This is a genomic window from Aestuarium sp. (genome assembly GCF_023253315.1).
Taxonomy (GTDB): domain Bacteria; phylum Pseudomonadota; class Alphaproteobacteria; order Rhodobacterales; family Rhodobacteraceae; genus Marivivens; species Marivivens donghaensis.
Genome location: NZ_JALRGW010000063.1, coordinates 1 through 1,935, shown reverse-complemented (window position 1 = coordinate 1,935; position 1,935 = coordinate 1). Strand labels below are relative to the sequence as shown.

The 1,935-nt window shown below is 60.1% G+C and carries 2 protein-coding genes; one reads left to right on the top strand and one right to left on the bottom strand.

The genetic code is table 11. The features are described from left to right. Positions 1-1,330, top strand: a 1,330-nt coding sequence (locus AC1QQ2_RS14030; protein ID WP_479713599.1) for a phenylalanine--tRNA ligase subunit beta, incomplete at its 5' end; no start/stop codon positions are given. Positions 1,331-1,365: 35 nt separating this feature from the next. Here the strand turns inward: AC1QQ2_RS14030 and AC1QQ2_RS14025 are convergent. Beyond that, the coding region (locus AC1QQ2_RS14025) for a glutathione S-transferase family protein (protein ID WP_479713598.1) at positions 1,366-1,935 on the bottom strand (570 nt) is incomplete at its 5' end.

Here is a 1,935-nt window from a genome sequence, read left to right as displayed (position 1 = left end):
GATCAATTCGGATGCGCGTTACCGTTTCGAGCGCGGCGTCGATCCCGAGTTTACGCCGATGGGTCTTGAGCATGCTGTGCGTATGATCGTCGATCATGCGGGCGGCAAGGCCTCGGAGATGGTTGTCGCGGGCGGGATTCCCAACTTTGCGCGCGCCTATAAGCTTGATGCAAAGCGCGTTCAGAGCCTTGTTGGGATGGATATTCCCGAAAGCGAGCAGCGGCAGACGCTGACCGCGCTTGGCTTCCGCATGGAAGGCGACATGGCCCATGTGCCGAGCTGGCGGTCGGATGTTCAGGGCGAAGCTGACCTTGTCGAGGAAGTGGCGCGTATCGCGTCGCTCACCAAGCTTGAAGGCAAGCCGCTTCGCCGTGCGTCGGCTGGCGTGCCCAAGCCGATCCTGACCCCGCTTCAGGTGCGCACCTCGGTTGCGCGCCGTATGGCGGCGTCGCTCGGCTATAATGAATGCGTGACCTATTCCTTCATCGACCAGAAGGCGGCGACACTTTTCGGCGGTGGCACCGATGCGACCCGTCTCGAAAACCCGATTTCCAGCGATATGAGCCATATGCGCCCAGATCTGCTTCCGGGTCTCTTGCGTGCAGCCGCGCGCAATCAGGCGCGCGGGTTTTCGGATCTGGCGTTGTTCGAAGTTGGCACGGCTTTCCATGGCGGCGAACCGGGTGAACAGCACATTGCGCTTTCGGGGGTTCTGATCGGTCGGAACGGGCCCAAGGATGTGCATGGTGCAAGCCGCTCTGTCGATGTGTTCGACGCCAAGGCGGGCATTGAAGCGATCTTGGCTTCGGTTGGTGCGCCTGCACGAGTCCAGATCATGCGCAACGGGGCCGAATGGTGGCACCCCGGTCGTCACGGCCAGATTTGCCTCGGACCGAAAAAGGTTTTGGGTATTTTCGGTGAACTGCATCCGAAGATTCTGCGCGAGATGGACATCAAGGGCGCGGCTGTTGCCTTTACCATCTATCTTGAGGAAATCCCGCTGCCCAAGAATACTTCGGCATCGCGCCCTGCTCTCGAGGCCTCGGAGCTTCAGGCGGTCGAGCGTGACTTTGCCTTTGTCGTGAATGCGGATGTCGAGGCTCTGACCCTCGTGAATGCGGCCTTGGGGTCCGACAAGGCCTTGATCGAGGATGTGCGGGTGTTCGACGAGTTCATCGGCGGCAGCCTTGGCGAGGGCAAGAAATCGCTCGCCATCACTGTGCGTCTTCAGCCTAAAGAGGCGACGCTGACCGAAAAGGACCTTGAGGCTGTATCGGCCAAGATCGTCGAAAAGGTCACAAAGGCGACGGGTGGCACTCTTCGCGGATAAGGGAAAGGGCGGTCCAAAGGGCCGCCCTTTTTCGTTCAGCTTGGGATTTTGCTTCCCTTTTGCGCCGCGGGGCGGGCGAAGAAGCGATCCACATAGGCGGGCACGTTCTTGAGGTCGTCATAGCCCGTGACCGCCGTGGCGCCATAAAAGTCCAGCCCCTTGAGCCATGGCGCAAGCGCGATGTCAGCAATCGAGAAATCGCCTGCAATCCACTCTTTGCCGTCCAGCTCTTGTTCGAGAACGTTCAACAGGCGCTTGGCTTCGTTGATGTAGCGGTCGCGCGCGGTCGGGTCTTCCATCTTGGCGCCCGCGAATTTGTAGAAAAAGCCGAGCTGACCGAACATCGGGCCGACGCCGCCCATCTGAAACATGAGCCACTGGATGACCTTGTAGCGTTCGGTTGCGGTATTGCCGATCAGCTTGCCCGCCTTGTCGGCAAGGTAAATCAGGATCGCGCCGCTCTCGAAAAGACCGATGGGCGCACCATCGGGGCCATTGGGGTCGATGATGGCGGGGATCTTGTTGTTGGGGTTGAGCGAAAGAAACTCGGGGCTTTTGACATCGGCATCGGCAAGCGTGACGAGGTGCGGCTCGTAGGGAAGGCC